Genomic DNA, 18928 nt, shown 5'->3' with positions numbered 1-18928 from the left:
TATTTTCCTTACCTAATTGATACATCTGCTTCTTCTGTCATCAAAGCCTGAAGAACAAGTGCTACAGCTTCTGGTGACTCCTCAACCATACCTCGAATTTTTTCAAGAAGAACATCATACTTAAGTTCATCTTCATTAAATCCCTCTCCCATGCCAAGCTGCTCTTCAACTTTACGGCGCATTGTTTGAACTTTCTCTACCAAATCCTCATTTACGTCATCCTCTATATCTATAAGCGGTCTGCCTATCTCATCCTCTTCTTTAGAGATTTCAAGCATTCTCTGCGCGAAAGGAGATATAACTTTTTTGTAAAGAATAAAAAGAAGCAAAAGAACAAAAAGATATTTAAACAGTTCAGAAAATGGAGCTAAATAGGTTTGAGAGAAAGTTACGGCTTGATTCATTCTCTCTTTATTTTTATCAACTTCTGGTAGTTTAAATTGCAGATTTTGAACACTTATCTGATCGCCTCGCTCTTCATTTATACCGATAGAGCGGTTAACTAAAGCGCTCAAGGCTTCAAGATCCGTCTCTGACAAGGGTTCATACTCAAGCTCTTGTGTCGGATTGCCATCAGCATCTAGCTTGTACTTGTATTTTCCATCAACAACAACAGCGGCAGTAACTCTTTTAATCCGCGCAAATTCACTCTTTATAGTTGAGACAGTTTTTCCAACCTCATAGTTTGTCGTACCTGTATTTTTTTCATACTTTTCATTTGTTTGATTGCTTGAGAGACCCTCTACCGGACCTATGTTGCTAACAGTTCCGGGAACTCCGCCAACTTCAGCAGGAGTCGTACCCTCTCTCTTCTCTTCGCTTAACTGCTCGCTTCTAACTACATTTTCAGGATCATATGTCTCAGAAGTTGAGCTTTTAATAGAAAAATCAAACTCTATAGTAACCTGAGCAACGACCTTTTCTTCCCCGCCGACAAAAGGGGAGATTACCTCTATGATTTTTTTCTGCTTTTTCTTCTCTTCTTTTGCCTTATAACTTTGCTGTACCGACGAGAGTTCGCCCATTTGAGCCATCTCATCTTCATCACCCAATGTTTCCCCGTCGCTGTCTATAAGCATAACATTTGCGGGAGTCAGATTTGGCACTGCTGCAGCTACTAGATTTTTTATGCCTCTAATCTGCTTTGAAGAGAGCCTTTTGCCCTCAACAAGCTGAAGCATAACTGAGGCAGTTGGATCCGTCTTTTTTTCAACAAAAAGAGTATCTTTTGGAAGTGCCAAACTCACACTTGCACGCTCTATCGGCGCTAAAGCATTAATAGTGCGGGAGAGTTCACCTTCTATTGCACGAAGATATTTCACGTTTTGATCAAAACTAGTAGCTCCGAACTCCTGATTGTCAAAAAGTTCAAAACCCACACCACTGTTTTTAGGAATACCCAAAGATGCAATTGCTATACGCTCTTTATAGACAACATTTCTAGGAACTTTTATAATATTTTTATCAAGTAGCTCATAAGGTACGTTATCCTTCTCCAACTGCTCTACTACTTTAGCCGCATCTTCTGAAGTCAAAGAATCAAAAAGCACATCATATTGGCTTAGAGCATCTTTTTTAGCTGTATAAACGACCATAAAAACCAAAAATGCAACTATGCCTACAACAGCAAAACCTATGATAAACTTCTGCTGCTTTGTAAGCTTATCATACAGAATGACTAGTTGTGAAAAAAGTACCTTAAAATCCATCAATTTCCCATTTTACCATTACAAAAATTGTGTTACTAACTTAAAAAAACGACTATTTTGTTCATGCGTACCCACTGTTACCCTGATTGCATTCATATCATAACTGCTTAAATTTCTAACTATCATTCCCTGTTCTAAGAGCTGATTTGCTATCTTTGTTGAGTCCTGCTTAGCACTTAGACACAATGTTACAAAATTAGTATAACTGTCAATTATATCTATTTTTTGCTCTTTTGCAAACTCTTCATAGCGTTTCATCTGCTCAAAATTTAGAGTTATACTTTTTTTCACAAACTCTTTATCATTAAGAGCTTCGCTTGCAGCTTCAAGAGAAAGTGTGGTAATGTTAAAAGGCGGTCTTAGTTTATACAGCTCTTGTATAATTTTAGAATCTGCCAAGCCGTATCCTACTCTCATGCCGCCCAGTCCATACGCCTTAGAGAATGTACCCAGAAAAATTACATTTTCAAACTTCCCTATAAGCTCTTTTGGTACTATCTCTTTTTTTGCATCTTTATATATAGCGTACTCCATGTATGCCGCATCTATTACAACTAAAGTATTGCTGTCTATCTTCTTCAAAAAGTCATATATCTTATCTGCATCTAAAGCATCACCGGTTGGATTATTTGGCGTGCATATAAAAATTATTTCCGGCTTTTCTTGTTTGTACATCTCATAAAACTCATCTAGGTTATGCTCTTGCGACGTAGTTCTAATTACCTCTGCTCCGACATGTTTTGCATATATCTCATACATGGCAAAAGTAATGGAGTTCATCAATATTTTTGAGCCTGCCTGCGCTTTTGCGTGGATAAGAAACTCTATAACTTGATCACTCCCCGAACCTATAATTACATTAGTGTTTTGTACTTCATATCTTGCGCTCAAAGCATTTTTGAGCTTTATCATCGAATCATCCGGATATAGGGCCATTTTCGGCAATATAGCAGCAACTGCTTCAATGACTCTAGGGGAGCACCCTAAAGGGTTTTCATTTGATGCAAGCTTGACTATATCTTTTGGCTCTATACCAAACTCTCTTACAACCAACTCTATGGGCTTTCCAGCCTCGTATGTCTTGATATTTTCTAAATTTTTATTAAATTCCAATCTCTTCACCTTTTACGTAACTTCCTAGCCAAGTTACCTCTTCCTTATGTTTTTGCAATACTTCTTGAACGTTTTCATCATCTATATGTCCATAAAAATCCATAAAAAAGAGATAATTAAACCCACCCTTTTCTTTTAAGGGGCGAGACTCTATTTTTGAAAAATTTATCTTTTTATCATCAAAATCCTGTAAAAAGCTAACTAGGGAACCCGCTTTTACAGAATCTTTAAGCCTCACTAAAATAGATGTTTTATCATCTTCGCTTTTCTCATTTTTAAAGTCACTTAGTATCACAAATCTTGTCTGTGAACCTATATCATCCTCAACATGGTCAAACATAGTCGGAACACCGTAAAGCTTTGCAGCAATATGGCTACATATAGCCGCAGAATTTGGTGTCTCAGCTGCTAATATTGCCGCCTTTGCAGTCGATTCAACAGGAATTTGCTCGACATTAAATAGATTATGCTCCTGCAAAAACTCTCTGCACTGCCCAAACCCTTTATCTTTTGAGTATATCTTAGTAATTTGGCTCAATTTTTTCGCTTTTGTCGCAAAAGACATATGAATGGGCATGTAAAATTCGGCAACAATTCTTAGGGGGCTCTTAACAAGCAGATCTAGCGTTTCGCCGACAACACCATCTCTAGAATTTTCAATCGGAACTACGCCAAACTTTGCCCTTTTTGCCTCAAGCGTCTTAAAAACAGAGTGAATCGAACTAAGAGAGAGGTAGTCGCTCATAGCCCCAAAACGGCTCTCAGCCGCTTGATGCGTAAAACTTCCCTCAGGACCGAGATAAGCTATGCGTTCTGGAAGCTCCAAGTTTCTTGCAACTGCAAAAATCTCCAAAAATATCGCTTCAATGGCAGCCGCATTTAAAAGACCGTTTTGTTCTATACTGTTTTGCGTCAATCTCTGTATTATTGCTTTTTCTCTCTCGGGTCTATAAATGGCTCCATCATTGCTTCTTTTAATCTCACCGACTCTTTTAACAACTTCCATTCTATGATTAAGCAGTTTTAACAACTCATCATCAATGGCATCTATAGCACCTCTACACTCATCTAAAGTTTTCATAACGTCTCCAAAATTTCTTGCATGTCGGCATAAACAGAGTCAGGCTTTAGCTCCTCTTTTAAAAAAGGGACTATCTCTTTAGCACTCTTATACTTTCCGCTTGTAACAAAGATTGTCTTCATTCCCAGCTCTTTTGCTCCGCCTAAATCGCCCTTTACATCATCGCTTATAATAATTATATCACTAAAACTTACGTTGCTTTTTTGCTCCTGCGCTCTTTTTAGAGCTTCCTTATAAAAGGAGATGCTCGGCTTGCCAACAACATCATAACTACTAGATGTTGCAAACTCCAGCATCTTTAAAATTGCTCCGACTCCGGGGTATCTTTTAGAGTTTTTTGCATATATTGATGTCTCATGCATCCCTACCAAAGAGGCTCCGCTTAGTAAAAAATCAATCATCTGAGCATACTCATCAGCAGAAAAATTCTCCTTGATGGCAATTAAGACCGTCTTAGGATTTTCATAGTTTAACGTGTACCCCATTTTTTTTAGAACTTCCAAAAATTCTGCTGCCCCATACGCTGCAACCGACTCTTTTTGCACTCTTGATTCTAATAGCATCAGGGGGTCAAGATAGCGAGAAAAATCAAAACTAAAACCGCTTGCGAGCAAAAAATTATAAAAATCTTTAGAGGCTTTTTTTGTGTTGTTTGTGATAATCATATATGGAATTTTTTCTTCATTTAGCTTCTTTATAAACGCAATGCTTCCGCGGATAGGAGATTTGTCCGTATCGCTAATTAAAGTACCCTGCACATCTATAAAATACATCTTAATCAACCAAAAATTCTTTCTCAAGCGCTATGAGATCTTCAAACTCTTCTCGTTTACGAATAAGTCTTGCCTCGCCGCCTTTGAGCGCAACTTCTGCACTTCTGCCTCTTGTATTGTAGTTGCTCCCCATACCAAAGCCGTAAGCTCCGGCGCTATGAATTACAAGCAAATCATTATGCTCTAAACTCGGAAGTAGGCAATCTTTTGCAAAAAAGTCGCCACTCTCGCAAACAGGTCCCACTACATCAGCCTTACTCTTAGCTGTTGTACTCTTTGTAATTGCCTCGATTGCATGATACGCATTATAGAGACTAGGGCGAAGAAGGTCATTCATCCCACCATCTACTACGACAAATCTTTTTGCACCGTTTTGCTTTTCATAAAGAACTTTTGTTAAAAAATATCCCGCATTTGCAGTTAAAAATCTTCCCGGCTCACAAATAACAGTCAAATCAAGCCCTTTTAAGGTTCCGAGTATCGCCTGTGCATAGTCATAAGGTTTTATAGTTACCTCATCCTTATACTTGATGCCAAGCCCTCCCCCGATATCAAAAAACTTCAACTCTATCTTGATGTTTTTAAGAGAGCGCACCATGTCGGCTACAATCTCAGCAGACTCATAGATAGGCTTTAGTTCAGTAAGCTGAGAACCGATGTGAAAATGAATTCCGACTGGATCTAAATGCTCTGAGTTATTCGCTCGAATATACATTCTTTTTGCGGTATCTATCTCTACTCCAAATTTATTGTCATGTAACCCCGTAGAGATATAAGGATGCGTTAGAGGGTCTATATTTGGATTTACTCTTATGCTGATTCTGCACGCCACTTTAAGCTCCTTTGCAATAAGCTCAACACGTCCAAGCTCCGCTTCACTCTCAACATTGATATATAAAATATCTTTTTGTATAGCTTCACGTATCTCATCATCGCTCTTTCCAACACCTGAGAATATAATCTTGTAACTAGGAATACCCGCTAAAAATGCACGGCGAACTTCGCCAATAGATACACAATCAGCGCCGCTTCCCAAAGAAGCAAAATGCTTAATAATACTAAGATTTGAGTTGGATTTTATAGCATATGCCATAAGAGATTTTCTGCCTTTAAAGGCTTCTTTTAGCTCTTCATACTGTTGCGTCATGTAGTCTAAATCATATATATAAAGCGGGGTTTTATATATAGCTGCAAGTTCTTTAAAATTAATCATAAAAGTCCCAAATATTTTTTAAGGCATTTTACCTAAAAAGTACTTATATTTTTGTTATGTAGCTAGGCGATATCGTCTCCACTGCCTTAGAGCAATCAAAAAGAGAATAAATACCGGAAGGAGTATCCCGACTTCGCTTGACAATGTTTTATGACTAGAGAGTTCAATAAGTGCAAACAGGATTGCCCATATCAACATCGATGAAATAATGGCTCCAAAACTAAAAAGCGAAACATTTAAAAACCTCACACTAACAGGAACAAAGAAAAAAATAATCACAATAAGACTCGGTACGAAAAATGGATAAACAAATATTTTGTATAAGGAACTCTTGATAAGATCTGTATTTATATTTTGTTCTTTTAGAAGCGAATATGCATCAATGGCATCTTTTATAGTAAAGTTAACTTTTCCCTCATAAACCTGATCTAGCATCTTCGGGCGAAAACCTTGAAGAATTTCTAGATTTTTTTCTTGTGTTACTTTTATCCCTAATGAATCAAAACTAATATCGTCTGGTTTAGTGATAATATCTGCAACGTTTATATGCCATGAATCTCCTCTATAGCTAGCTTTTTTTGCTACCAAAACCTCTTTTAAGAAGTTGTTGGTAAAACTAAAAACCCGTATATCCTCAGCACTCTCTTGAAGCGGCAGCATCTTTGAAAAATATACAAATTTATCCTTATATGTGAAGAAGAGGTCTCTTGTGGGACTAAGGTATTGGGCATTTTTACGAATATTTTTTGCCATCTCATCCGAGTGTGCAAAATTAGAGACTGAATGCAAGAAGATAAAAAGAAGTATAACGGCGGTAGATACGACAACAAATGGTTTAAGAATATCTACTCTTGAGTATCCAAGAGAGTAGAAGGAGACAAGTGCATTTGAGCGAATAAGAAAAATTTTTGTGCTAATCATAGCAAATACAAGTGAAAGAGGAAGAAGTATATCAATAGCAAAAAATGTTTTGTACACAAGATATATAAGAAGTAAGTTAGCCGATATATCTAACTTATCTGCACTCTGCATATAGTCAAACCCGACTAAAAAAAGGACAAGCGAAATCAAGATAATAAAAAAATATTTTAGATAGTGAAAAGAGATATATTTAAAAGCCAACATAGTATGCAAATCCGATTAAAAAGTTGATGCTATTTTAGCTGAAATTTTCTAATCGTATATTTAGCGCTTGCATCTTCGAGTGAATGTTCAAGTAAAAACTCAACAGCCTCACATGCAAAAGAGATCCATTGAACCAAATGTTCCCGCTCCTCTTTGCTAAAATCGCTTAAAACATAAGAGGAGACCTCGCCTTTATGTTCAGGTTTGCCGATACCCATTCTGACTCTGATATACTCTCTTGATATATGCTCATCTGCTGATTTTAGTCCGTTATGTCCGCCATTTCCACCGCCTTTTTTTAAACGAAGCGTACCAAAGGGGAGATCTAAATCATCATGCACTACAACTACTTCATCAATTTTATAAAATTTTTTAACAGCTGCAATTGCAATGCCTGAGAGATTCATAAAAGTAAGCGGTTTTAATAAAAAATTGTTTGAAAATTTATAGAGTTTTGCGTTAAATGAAGAGGAGGAGAGTTTTTGTGCGCTATTTCTTTTAACAAGCTCGTCAATAACCATAAATCCTATGTTATGACGAGTGTGCTGATAATTCGGACCAGGATTTCCTAGACCGACTATTAGCATAATTACTTAGCTTTTATTACACTCAGTACAGATACACGATCAGCATCTGTGAATGTGATATTTGGTATTTTTGCTATATCGCGAAGTAGTTTTGAATCGCCGACATCCATTTTTGCAACATCAACAAAGATAGCATTTGGAACGTTTTCTATTGCAGCTTTTACTCTTAAACGAGGTTTTGAAACGTGAATAAGACCTTTATTTTTAAGTCCTATCGCATCACCTTGTGGAACAACTGGTATATGATAATGTGTCACAACACCAGATTGTGCTACCATTAAATCTACATGTAAAAGCTTCGCTGTTACAGGATGTGCCTCATATGATTGAACAACAACATTCATCTTTTTGCCACCAACACTAACTGCAAATGCCAAAGTATCTTTGTTGCGAACAGTACGGATATACTCATTTTCTTTAAATGCAGCATGAATATTTTCAAGCCCTTTTCCGTAAATATTTGCAATTAGATAACCATCACGGCGAAGTGCTTTCGTGCCTTTTTTGCCAATACTCTCTCTAATAATGCCTTCTAACATATTAAATCCTTAATAAAAAATATTTGCAATTATACATTTTTAAGCTTTAAGTGCAATTAAAAGTTATTTTAAATCAAAAATATCATCATCCAAAACTATGTCATTACCGTTTTTCTCTGGCTTTTTAAGTGTATCAGCAGCTTTGCCGCTGTTTAACCCGCTCATTTTTAATTCCAAATCAGAAGCACTTGTCGCATAATCTTTAGCTCTATCTTTTGTAATAATTCCTGCATTGTAAATATCCAGAATATGCTGGTCAAAACTTTGCGATTTGTAGTGCTCTCGACCCTTTTCTATCGCTTCTTTAATCTCATAATCTCGGTTCTCTAAAATCAGCTTCTCAATAGTTGGAGTTTTTACAAGTATCTCCATTGCTGCAACCCGCTTATTCTCTTTTGTTGGGATAAGTCTTTGAGAAATTACACCCTTTAACACCCCAGCAAGAGAGAGACGAACACGGTTTTGCTCCTCATTAGGAAAAATTGCAATAATACGGTTAATCGTCTCCTTTGCATCTACAGTATGCAGGGTCGAAAATACCAAGTGACCGGTATCTGCCGCATGAAGGGCAAGCTCTATTGTTTCGCGGTCTCTCATCTCACCGACTAAAATGATATCCGGATCCTCGCGAAGAGCAGCTCTTAAAGCTCTGTCAAAAGAGAGCGTGTCTTGACCAACTGAGCGCTGATTTATTATACATCCTCTATCTTTGTGCACAAACTCAATAGGATCTTCTATTGTTATAATATGCTTTTTTTGCGTTATATTTATCTCATGTATCATAGCTGCAAGCGTCGTTGACTTGCCGCTACCCGTCGTTCCGGTAACAAGAATAAGCCCGCGTGATTCTTTAGCAAAAGCTCTAACCATTTCAGGATAATTCATCTCATCAATAGTTGGAATATTCATAGGAATAGCACGAAACACAAAAGAGGGTCCATCTGTTTGAAAGAAAATATTTACACGAAAACGGTTGCGCTCATCAAATTGATAAACTAAGTCAACCTCTTTATTTTCAACTAACTCCGAAAATCTGCTTCTTAAAATCTCTTTTGAGAGAGTCATCGCGTCCTCGTAAGAGAAAATACTTCCTGAAAATGGAATAATTGCTCCGTTAATCCGTGCTCTAATCACACCATTAGATTTGACATGCAAGTCACTTCCACCATTTTCTATCAGTTTTTTTAGATATGCTCTAATCTTTTTTGTCTGCTCAAATGTTAGCTGAGTAATATCTACTTCATTTTTATTTTTATTCATAGCGACTCCAGTATCTCTTTAAAGGCATCTTTAAAAGATTTAAGTCCCTCCGATACTTGCTTATCCAAAACAGCATCAAAATCTATACCCAAACCCTTGATTTTCTTAAAATGCTCTTTTATAATCTGGGCTGGAATCGGTAAGGCACTCTTTTTGCCTCCATTTAGATGAAACGCTTTTATCGTATCTATGGGAGCAGTATTTATGCTGTTATATGCTAAAAGTTTCTCTATATAGTAGTGAGGTGGCAGGGAATCATCTTTTACCCCCGTGCTTGCGAAGAGTGTCCTGCAACTCTTGACTCCCATCTCTTTCACTTTGGCATAAATATCTGCGCTGTTATATATCCCACTAAGTGCCCTCTCAACACCATTTTTTGCCAGCTCTTCATCAAGCGCTCTATCAATTCTGCTGACAAAAACACTGATAACTGTGTCAACCTCTGTTTTGTTTTGTGCTAAGCCCTCTCTAAAAGCCTCCGCACATGCAATAGCCTGTGATTTTTTAAACACAAGCGTCGCATTTACAGGTATAGAACTGCCTACAAGTTCTTTCATAGCGATATATCCTGCTTCTGTAGCAGGAATTTTTATCATAACATTTTTGCGATTTATCTCGCTAAAGAGTCTTTTTCCCTCTTTGATAGTCGCCTCTGCATTGTCACAAAGATACGGATCTACCTCGATGCTGACATAGCCGTCATCCCCCTTCTCATAAAGAGGACGTAGAATATCCGCTGCTTTTTGTATGTCTACCTGCGCCAAAGCCTCATACTTCTGTTTTGGAGATAGCGCATCTAGGGTAGAGAGCTGTTTCTTATATGCACCTGAACTTAATATTGCGTTTTTGAATATTGCAGGATTAGAGGTAGCGCCATTGATAATTCCATCTTCAATGAGCCTCTTAAACTCATGATCTAAGAACTCTCTTTCTATAAAATCAGCCCATAAAGAGAACTTCAACTCTTTTAAATACATTTTGTTAGCCTTGCTTGTTTTATTAAATTATAACTTAAAAATTCTCAATTTATTTTAAACACTCTTTAAAATACTCTTTTTACTCTTTTAAGCAATGCTTTTAGGAATTTTTATGACAAATGACGATCCGCCGTTTTTACTCTGCACATCAATCTCACCGCCAAACTGCTTCTGTATTATCATCTGACTCATGTAGAGCCCCAATCCTGTTCCATTTTTGCCCTTTGTACTAAAGTAGGGCTCAAAAAGAGATGGTAGATTTTCGCTGCTTATGCCTCCAGCATTATCCTCTATATATATAAAAACCATATCTTCCGGCGTTTTAACACTTAAATTTATAATTGGATTACTGTTTTTTGTCTCATTATGTGCATCAATAGCATTGTTTAAGATATTGAGTACCACTTGAATAAGCTCATTTACATAAGTTTTTACATATATATCAGCGCTTTTATTTATGGAAATTTTTATATTAGTGTCACTCACTCTTGAGAGTGCAAAATTGAGTGCTCTTTTTAGCAGCTCATGAATCTCGATATCTTGCATCTCTTTATTGGGATGAAAATAGGTTTTAAAGTCATCAATAGTATCGGAGAGATAAACTATCGTATCGCTGATATTGCTAAGTGCTGCATCTATCTCTTCACGGCTTCCCTCTTTGCCAAGGAGTTGTTTAAGCTGTAAATTTGCGATTTGCAACGTAATAGTAGAGAGTGGCTGCCTCCACTGGTGTGCTATCATGCTTATCATTTCGCCCATGACCGCCTGTTTAGATTGTACCTTTAAAATCTGATCTTTTCCTCTTAACTCTTCTAGTTTTTGTTCTACTTTAAGTTCGAGTGATTCATTTAGCTTCCTAAGCTCTGTTGTTTTATCCTTTACCTGCTTTTCTAGCTCTTGATTAAAGTTTCGTAACATCTCTTGCTGCTCTAAAATAATACTCCTTACCTCATCTATTTTTCTCTGGTAAAAGTAGATTATTATGCTGATTACGACTAAAACAAAGGAGAGGTATGAAGCTTGATACATGGAATACTTTATCTGCACAAAATTTTGCAGAGGCCCGATTATAATCATAAAAAGGATAAAAACAAGCCAATATACTGCATGCCTAACCTTTTGAAAATACAGAAGTATAATAGGATAAGTAAAAATCCAAAGGTGTTTCAAATCATTTGGTTCGCCGGCATAAATAAGAAACAAAAATAAAAAAGTATATTGAACGGTCATAGCAGTGGCAAAAAATTCGAAAAAATGGCGATATTTTCTTAATGCAAAAAACATCATAAAGTTCATACATAAAAGAACTATCTCCATGGGTATAAAACCGTGGATATCTCTTACATAGTTTCCTATGATTCCATAGATTAGTCCACCCCCTGAGAGCAATATCCCTATATTTATCATCTGATATCTATTTTTAAGATCCTGCTGAGACTCGTTAAAATCCCATCCGCTTGTAAAAAAACCATCTAGCTTAAACATTTACAATTACCTCTTTTATGGTAGATAAACTTTATCTAAAAGTTCTGCATATTCACTTTTAGCATCACTATCAAGCGTTATACCTCCACCACTCTTATAGGTATATCCCTCTTGTGTTTTTTCGACAAATCTTATCATCACTGCACTCTTAAATGTTTTGCCGTCATAAACACCAAACACTCCGCTAAAGTACCCTCGCTCATACCCCTCAACCTGCTCTATTATATCTAAAGTGCTCTTTTTAGGCGCTCCGCTTATGCTTCCTGCGGGAAGGAGGGCTTTTAAAATATCTCCTATCCTAGCATGCCAGTCATCCCCGACATCTCCGCTTATATGAGAGCTTACATGGAGAAGTTTTTTCTCCCCTGCTTCTATCTCAGTGATATATCGAAACTTTTCAACTTTTACATTTTTTGCAATAATAGAGAGGTCGTTTCTTAAAAGATCAACAACCATAACATGTTCTGCCATCTCTTTATCATTATTTAAAATAAGCTCTTTTGCATTTAAAATTGATGCGTCAATCGTGCCTTTCATGGGAAATGTAGAGATTTTAGAATCCTCTATCGTGACAAACTTCTCCGGAGAGAAGCAGACAAACTCATCTTTATATCTAAGTTTGTAGCGAGCATTTGCACATTCAAATATCTCTTTAAGTGTTAATTTTGTTTTGATTTTTGTTGGCTGAGTCAGGTTTAAAAGATATGTCTCGCCCGCTTTTATTTTTTCTATGACAAAATCAAACTTTTTTTTGTATTGTTCAAAAGGGAGTGCTCTTTTAGCTAAAAATCCACTATGTGGTTTTGGAGTGTAATTTTTCTCAATACGATACTCAACATCATTCTCCTCAAGCTCTCTAAGGGGGATTATTTGTAAGTTTTGTGCTTTAAAATCTGATATAAATAAAAAAGGCTCTGCTCTTTTTCCAAGAGAGTTTAAATCATCAAACGTCATAAATAAGTTTTTTAAGCACTGCCATTCTGATTGCTACACCGTTTGAGACCTGCTCTAAAACCTTGCATCTCTTATCTGCTAAAAGTGCATCACATATATCTATATTTCTGTGAACAGGTCCTGGATGAAGCAAGATTATATCTCTATCGCCGACGAGTCTTGCGGTTATACAAAAGTCACTTGCATAATCTTTGAGCGAAGCATAGGTTTGAGATGAGTGCCTCTCAGTCTGCGTTCTAAGACTCATAATCGCATCTACCTCATCTATGATTTCACTTAAATAGTGCGTAGATCTTAAGTCGGTTTTTGGTAAAAATTGCGGAGGGGCAACCAAGATAACCTCCATGCCAAACCTTCCTAAGAGTTCGATATTTGAGTTTGCGACTCTTGAGTTTTTTATATCCCCGACTATGGCTATCTTCTTACCTCTAAGATTACCAAAATGTTTTTTCAGCGTAAAGAGGTCTAAAAGTGCCTGCGTAGGATGTGCATGCGCACCGTCTCCTGCATTTATGATGGAGGCTTTTGTATAATTTGAGAGAATTTTTGGCACCCCTGAATTTTGATGTCTGACAATGATGGCATGCGGACTCATAGCATCAAGGTTCATAGCCGTATCTACAAGGGTTTCGCCTTTTTTGGTAGAACTATTAGCCACATCAAGATGAACGACCTCTGCCCCGAGTCTCTTTGCAGCTATCTCAAAAGAGCTTCTTGTTCTTGTAGAGTTTTCAAAAAAAAGAGTGACTATAATTTTATCTTCTAAGATTTTTTCAAGCTTATTGCCCTCTTTAATCTTTTTAGCAAAAAACTCTGCATCTTCTAAAATCGCCTCTATCTCTTTAACCGTAAAATCATAAGTTGTAGTTAAATGTCTCATACCGCTCTTTTTTTAAAATAATTTATAAATTATACAAGACATCACATATAATATCAATATCATTACAAACTTTTAAGACTCTAAAGCCCGTCTGTAAAAAATATGGTTCTGATATTTGCGAAAAACTCTTATCCTCTTCTGTGCAGTTAAAAGCTACTAGATGTTGAATATTTCTCTCCTGCAGTGCTTTTTTACTTAGAAGCGTATCGTTTATACAGCCAAGGGAGCAGTGCGTAACCAAAAGTGCAACGGCATCTAACTTTGAAATCAAATCAATCATCATGTACTCTTCATCAATGGGAACATAAAGTCCGCCCGCACCTTCGATAACTACAACATCGCATAATGCTTCGAGCTCTTCTATTTTCATCTTAATCTTTTTCAAATCAAGTGGTGTGTTACCTGATGCTATATATGGAGCCGCCGCCAACTCATAAACTATGGGAACAATATCCTCAGCCTCCAATGACCAAAGCTTTGGATTAAGCTCTTTTACACACTCTAAAAGCTCCTCTGCGTCGTGCGCATATCCATCCACAACTCCCGTCTCTATCGGCTTTATAACCCCAACGCTAAGACCTCGAGAAGCAAACTCTTTTAAAAGCAGTTTAGTTGTGTAAGTCTTACCTATATCTGTATTTGTAGCAGTAATAAATATTCTTTTTCTCATAATTATCTCTAGTTTGGTATAATCCATTCATTACTAAAAGGCATATATAAATGAATCAGTTTGAAGAGTATTGTACCGAATTTGTTCAGGGTATTGGAGGTAAAGATGGAGCTGTAAGTCCATCTATCGTAAATTCTGCTTCTTTTGCTTACGCAACTCCAGAAATAGCAGAAGGAATTTTTGATGGCAGCATAAAAAAACCACTCTACTCAAGAATGGGGAATCCAACTACCGCGAAATTAGAGACCCTTATGGCAAAGATGGATGGAGGAGTAGGTGCCGTTGCAACAAGTTCGGGCATGGGTGCAACCACCCTTGCAACAATGTCACTCTTGACATCTGGAGATGAAATCATCTCCATCGGTGGTCTTTTTGGTGGAACTTATGCGCTGTTTTCAGAAACACTAAAACGTTTTGGAATAACAACTCACTTTTTTGATGTAGATGAATTTCAAAACATAAAAAATGTAATAAACGAAAATACGAAAATCATATTTTTAGAGAGTGTCGGAAACCCAAATATGAGACTTCCAGACATTAAAAAAATTGCACAAATCGCAAATGATGCCGGAATTGTCTTAATGGTTGATAACACCATAACTCCAATGAGTATTTTACCCTTAGCACTCGGTGCTGATATAGTTGTTTACTCAACTACCAAAATCATCTGTGGAAACTCCTCTGCGCTTGGCGGATGTGCAGTTTTTCGCGCCATTAATGATGGTAAGGATAAGTTTAAAACACCTAGGTATCAAGAGTTGCATAAGTTTATAAAAGGTGTCGGGAAAATGGCACTGATTGCAAATGCTAAAAAAAGAGCGATGAGGGACTTTGGAATGAGCGCCAATGCAAACTCAAGTTATCTAACACTATTAGGTCTTGAAACACTGCCGCTTAGGATGCAAAGAGTTATAAACAGTGTAACAACAGTAGCTAAAGAGTTGAGTAAAAATGGATTAAATATAAATCATCCATGCTTAAAAACACATCCGCATCACGAGAGATATTTAAACGACTTTAAAAATGGATGTGGAACGCTCCTAACTATAGATATGGGTACAAAGGAAAAAGCGTACCAATTTTTAAATAAAACAAAATTAGCAACAATTACTGCAAATATTGGAGATAGTAGAACCCTCGCCTTACATATGGCTTCTACAATTTACAGAGACTTTGATGAAGATACAAGGAAATTTCTTGGGATAACAGATGGCCTGATTCGTGTATCAATTGGACTTGAAAATCCACAAGATATCATTGAGGATTTTCTAGCTGCTGCAAACTAAATAATAGGAAAAATATGGCAACAAATACAGATTTAGAAACCATCAACGAGATATCGCTTAAGCATCCTAAAAAATATAAAGTGCTCATTCTAAACGATGACTATACGGCTATGGAGTTTGTGATAGAGATTTTAATAAGCATATTTCACAAAAGCTATGAAGAGGCGGAGGCTGTAATGCTTGAAGTTCATAAAAAAGATAAAGGCGTTTGTGGAGTCTATACTCATGAAATCGCCGAAACTAAGGTAATGCAGGTACATAAAAAAGCCAGAGAGAGTGGTTTTCCTCTTAGAGCTGAGATGGAGGAGGAGTAGTGATAAGTTATACATTAAACGAGGTTTTTCAAAAATCAATTATATACGCAAAAAAGCTAAGACATGAATATATTACTATCGAACATGTTTTCTATCAGATTTTAAACTCTGCCGAGGGTGCAAAAATCATTTTTGCCTGCGGTGGGGATGTGCAGAGGATGAAAGAACTTCTAAAGGATTATATAAGCGCAAATATAAATGCGTTGCCGCAAAATATAGAAGAAGAGCCTTTTGAGAGCGTTGCCCTCTCAAGACTAATTGATAGAATGATAAAACATATTCAAGGCTCTGGGCAGCAGAGTGCTGATATAGGCGATTTGTTAATTGCTCTGTATGATGAGACAAACTCTTTTGCATACATGCTGCTTCTAGAGTATCAAATCTCAAGGCTTGATATCTTGGAAATCATCTCTCATGCAGATGAAAAAGAGACTTCAAGAGAGAAGGAGTCCTATCTTGAAAAATACTCTATAAATCTACTTCAAAAAGCAAAAGAGGGGAAAATTGACCCCGTAATCGGGCGAGATGCTGAGATACAAAGAGTGACACAGATTTTATGCCGTAGAAAGAAAAATAATCCTATTTTAGTAGGCGAAGCAGGTGTTGGAAAAACTGCTATTGCAGAGGGGTTGGCTCTAAATATAGTGGCGCAAAAAGTTCCTGAGATTATACAAAATGCAGAACTTTATGCACTTGATCTGGGTGCCTTGCTTGCTGGCACAAAATATAGGGGAGATTTTGAAAAACGATTAAAAGGCGTTATGGATGAACTAAAATCTATCCCGAATGCGATTTTATTTATCGACGAGATTCACACCCTAATAGGTGCAGGTGCAACAAGCGGAACTATGGATGCGGCAAATCAGCTAAAACCGGCTCTTGCATCAGGGGAACTTAAATGTATGGGCGCTACCACATTTGCGGAGTATAGAAATGGATTTGAAAAAGACAAAGCACTAAGTAGAAGATTCTCTAAAGTGGATATAAACGAGCCCTCGGCTAAAATAACTTACAAAATATTAAAAGGGCTTAAAAGCAAGTATGAAGAGCATCACAACGTAACCTTTACGGATAATGCGTTAAAAACTGCTGTTGAGTTGTCAAAAAGATATATTACAGATAAATTTTTACCGGATAAAGCAATAGACTTAATAGACGAAACTGCCGCATCTTTTCATCTTAAGAGCAGAAAAAAGAGAGTAGTCGGCGCATCAGATATCGAAAATACCGTCTCTAAAATAGTAGGCATGTCAAGCTCAAAAGTGACAAATGATGAGACGCTCTCTCTTGTTAATTTGGAGGAAAATTTACGCAAAAAAGTAATCGGTCAAGATAGAGCCATTGCAGAGGTAGCAAAGGCTATAAAAATTTCAAAAGCAGGTCTTACCCCGCAAAACAAGCCTATCGCATCCTTTCTTTTTTCTGGACCTACCGGCGTTGGTAAAACAGAGTTAGCCTTATCGCTTAGTCAAACATTAGGTATAAATTTTGAGAGATTTGATATGAGCGAATACATGGAAAAACATGCCCTAAGCAGGCTTGTCGGAGCACCTCCTGGATATGTAGGATATGAGCAGGGGGGATTACTTACAGAAGCGATAAAAAGGCACCCTTACACCGTTTTGCTGCTAGATGAGATTGAAAAAGCACATCCTGATTTGGTAAATATTTTACTTCAGATTATGGATAACGCAACTCTTACCGACAACAATGGTTATAAGGCAAATTTTCAAAATGTTATCCTAATCATGACATCAAATATCGGAGCAACCGCTAGAAATGTGATGGGATTTAACAAAGATGATTCTCTATCAAAAAATGAGGAGTTAAAACTCTTTTTTACGCCTGAGTTTAGAAATAGGCTAGATGCTGTAGTAGAGTTTTCTCAGTTGGGCAACGAAGTTGTAAAAGGTATTGTAGAAAAGTTTATACAAGAGCTAAACAGCCAACTTAAAAAGAAAAAAATAACTGTAATACTCTCCCCAAAAGCTGTAGAGTATATAGCTCAGAACGCCTACTCTCCTGAAATGGGTGCAAGACCGATAAAAAGGTATATTCAAGATAATATTACAAATAAACTAAGCGATGAAATACTTTTTGGAAAACTAAAAAATGGCGGAAGTGTCAATGTATCGTTTAATAAAAAACTTATTTTAAAGTTTAAAGAGCTGGTTTGAATATACCAAAGTTAAAAAAATATGAACTGACATTTCCTAATCCAAATGATGCAAATGAAGATGGAATTGTTGCCTGGGGAGGTGATTTAAATCCATCCAGACTTATACGTGCATATCAAAATGGGATATTTCCATGGTATGGCAAAGGTGATCCAATAATATGGTGGTCAACAAACCCCAGACTAATCATGGAACTTGATGACTTTAAGCTAAGCCGTTCACTCAAGAAAAGTATGGGAAAATTTGAGTATAAATTTGATAAAAATTTTGTAGAAGTCATAAAACAATGCAGCGGCGTAAAGAGAGAAAACCAAAATGGAACTTGGATTCAAGATGATATTATAGAAGCCTATAGCGTGCTTCATGACATGGGCATAGCACACAGTGTAGAGAGCTACAAAGACGGCAAACTCGTCGGCGGATTATACGGTATTGCAGTAGGGAGCGTGTTTTGCGGGGAGTCTATGTTTTCACTAGTAGGTGATGCTTCAAAATCTGCTTATGCTGTCCTTGTAAAACATCTTAAATTATGGGGTTACGACTTTATTGATTGTCAAGTACCGACACAGCATTTAAAAAGCCTAGGGGCAAAAGAGGTATCGCGCCAATATTTTTTAAACAGACTCTATAAAACACATGTAGATATAATAAGTAATGAATGGGTTATAGAGGATTCGATTTAATTTTTATTATTTAGTTAATGAAATTAGTTAAAAGAAGAAGTCGAGTAAGAAGTAAAAATGATCAACTAGGCAGCGACCTACATTTCCAATCCTGCAAGGATC

General features: G+C 36.9%; 18 protein-coding genes. 4 read left to right on the top strand and 14 right to left on the bottom strand.

Annotated features, from left to right (window positions below; all coding sequences use genetic code 11):
- Positions 1-8: 8 nt before the first annotated feature.
- The 14 genes from fliF to bioD all read right to left on the bottom strand — a co-directional run bounded on the left by fliF (position 9) and on the right by bioD (position 14366).
- Positions 9-1709 carry a flagellar basal-body MS-ring/collar protein FliF gene (fliF, locus tag M0Q17_RS02930; RefSeq protein WP_295083124.1) on the bottom strand — a complete coding sequence of 567 codons (1701 nt, stop codon included), beginning with the start codon at positions 1707-1709 and terminating at the stop codon, positions 9-11.
- A gap of 18 nt (positions 1710-1727) precedes the next feature.
- Positions 1728-2822, bottom strand: coding sequence for a histidinol-phosphate transaminase (gene hisC, locus M0Q17_RS02925; RefSeq protein WP_295083123.1), 1095 nt, complete (start codon positions 2820-2822; stop codon positions 1728-1730).
- Complete coding sequence (gene pheA, locus M0Q17_RS02920; RefSeq protein ID WP_295083121.1) at positions 2812-3903, bottom strand: prephenate dehydratase; 1092 nt, start codon at positions 3901-3903, stop codon at positions 2812-2814. The genes hisC and pheA overlap by 11 nt, the downstream gene beginning before the upstream one ends.
- Positions 3900-4676, bottom strand: a complete 777-nt coding sequence (locus M0Q17_RS02915) for an HAD-IIA family hydrolase (protein WP_295083171.1) — start codon at positions 4674-4676, stop codon at positions 3900-3902. Before M0Q17_RS02915 ends, pheA begins: the two co-directional genes overlap by 4 nt.
- 1 nt (position 4677) lies before the next feature.
- The gene (gene lysA, locus M0Q17_RS02910) at positions 4678-5889 is read right to left on the bottom strand and encodes a diaminopimelate decarboxylase (RefSeq protein ID WP_295083119.1); all 1212 of its coding nucleotides are present in this window, start codon (positions 5887-5889) and stop codon (positions 4678-4680) included.
- 54 nt (positions 5890-5943) lie between these two features.
- Positions 5944-7014: an LptF/LptG family permease gene (locus M0Q17_RS02905; protein WP_295083117.1), complete on the bottom strand. Its 1071-nt coding sequence runs from the start codon at positions 7012-7014 to the stop codon at positions 5944-5946.
- A gap of 29 nt (positions 7015-7043) precedes the next feature.
- Positions 7044-7601: an aminoacyl-tRNA hydrolase gene (gene pth, locus M0Q17_RS02900; protein WP_295083115.1), complete on the bottom strand. Its 558-nt coding sequence runs from the start codon at positions 7599-7601 to the stop codon at positions 7044-7046.
- Between the two features lie 2 nt (positions 7602-7603).
- On the bottom strand, positions 7604-8140 hold the full coding sequence (locus M0Q17_RS02895) for a 50S ribosomal protein L25/general stress protein Ctc (protein ID WP_295083113.1): 537 nt from the start codon (positions 8138-8140) through the stop codon (positions 7604-7606).
- A gap of 63 nt (positions 8141-8203) precedes the next feature.
- Positions 8204-9400, bottom strand: a complete 1197-nt coding sequence (locus M0Q17_RS02890; RefSeq protein WP_295083111.1) for a PilT/PilU family type 4a pilus ATPase — start codon at positions 9398-9400, stop codon at positions 8204-8206.
- Entirely contained in the window at positions 9397-10377 is a 981-nt protein-coding gene (locus M0Q17_RS02885; protein ID WP_295083109.1) for a transaldolase, read from the bottom strand. Before M0Q17_RS02885 ends, M0Q17_RS02890 begins: the two co-directional genes overlap by 4 nt.
- 87 nt (positions 10378-10464) lie before the next feature.
- Positions 10465-11862 carry an ATP-binding protein gene (locus M0Q17_RS02880; protein ID WP_295083107.1) on the bottom strand — a complete coding sequence of 466 codons (1398 nt, stop codon included), beginning with the start codon at positions 11860-11862 and terminating at the stop codon, positions 10465-10467.
- A gap of 15 nt (positions 11863-11877) precedes the next feature.
- Positions 11878-12816, bottom strand: coding sequence for an aminodeoxychorismate synthase component I (locus M0Q17_RS02875; RefSeq protein WP_295083105.1), 939 nt, complete (start codon positions 12814-12816; stop codon positions 11878-11880).
- The gene (locus tag M0Q17_RS02870) at positions 12806-13696 is read right to left on the bottom strand and encodes an aspartate carbamoyltransferase catalytic subunit (protein ID WP_295083103.1); all 891 of its coding nucleotides are present in this window, start codon (positions 13694-13696) and stop codon (positions 12806-12808) included. Before M0Q17_RS02870 ends, M0Q17_RS02875 begins: the two co-directional genes overlap by 11 nt.
- Positions 13697-13718: 22 nt before the next feature.
- Complete coding sequence (gene bioD / locus M0Q17_RS02865; RefSeq protein ID WP_295083101.1) at positions 13719-14366, bottom strand: dethiobiotin synthase; 648 nt, start codon at positions 14364-14366, stop codon at positions 13719-13721.
- Between the two features lie 50 nt (positions 14367-14416).
- Here bioD and M0Q17_RS02860 point away from each other — a divergent pair, with 50 nt between their 5' ends.
- From M0Q17_RS02860 to aat, 4 genes are read left to right on the top strand one after another with little or no spacing between them, the layout of a single operon-like run.
- Positions 14417-15652, top strand: a complete 1236-nt coding sequence (locus M0Q17_RS02860; RefSeq protein WP_295083099.1) for an aminotransferase class I/II-fold pyridoxal phosphate-dependent enzyme — start codon at positions 14417-14419, stop codon at positions 15650-15652.
- Positions 15653-15666: 14 nt separating this feature from the next.
- Entirely contained in the window at positions 15667-15966 is a 300-nt protein-coding gene (clpS, locus tag M0Q17_RS02855) for an ATP-dependent Clp protease adapter ClpS (protein ID WP_295083097.1), read from the top strand.
- Positions 15966-18143 (top strand): ATP-dependent Clp protease ATP-binding subunit ClpA, encoded by a 2178-nt coding sequence (gene clpA, locus M0Q17_RS02850; RefSeq protein WP_295083095.1) that lies wholly within the window; start codon positions 15966-15968, stop codon positions 18141-18143. The genes clpS and clpA overlap by 1 nt, the downstream gene beginning before the upstream one ends.
- Complete coding sequence (gene aat, locus M0Q17_RS02845; RefSeq protein WP_295083094.1) at positions 18140-18826, top strand: leucyl/phenylalanyl-tRNA--protein transferase; 687 nt, start codon at positions 18140-18142, stop codon at positions 18824-18826. Before clpA ends, aat begins: the two co-directional genes overlap by 4 nt.
- The last annotated feature ends 102 nt before the right edge of the window (positions 18827-18928 follow it).

Source organism: Sulfurimonas sp., from assembly GCF_023229105.1.
Lineage (GTDB): Bacteria > Campylobacterota > Campylobacteria > Campylobacterales > Sulfurimonadaceae > Sulfurimonas.
Note: the sequence above shows the minus strand (reverse complement) of the source record. Positions and strands in the feature narration are given on the sequence as shown.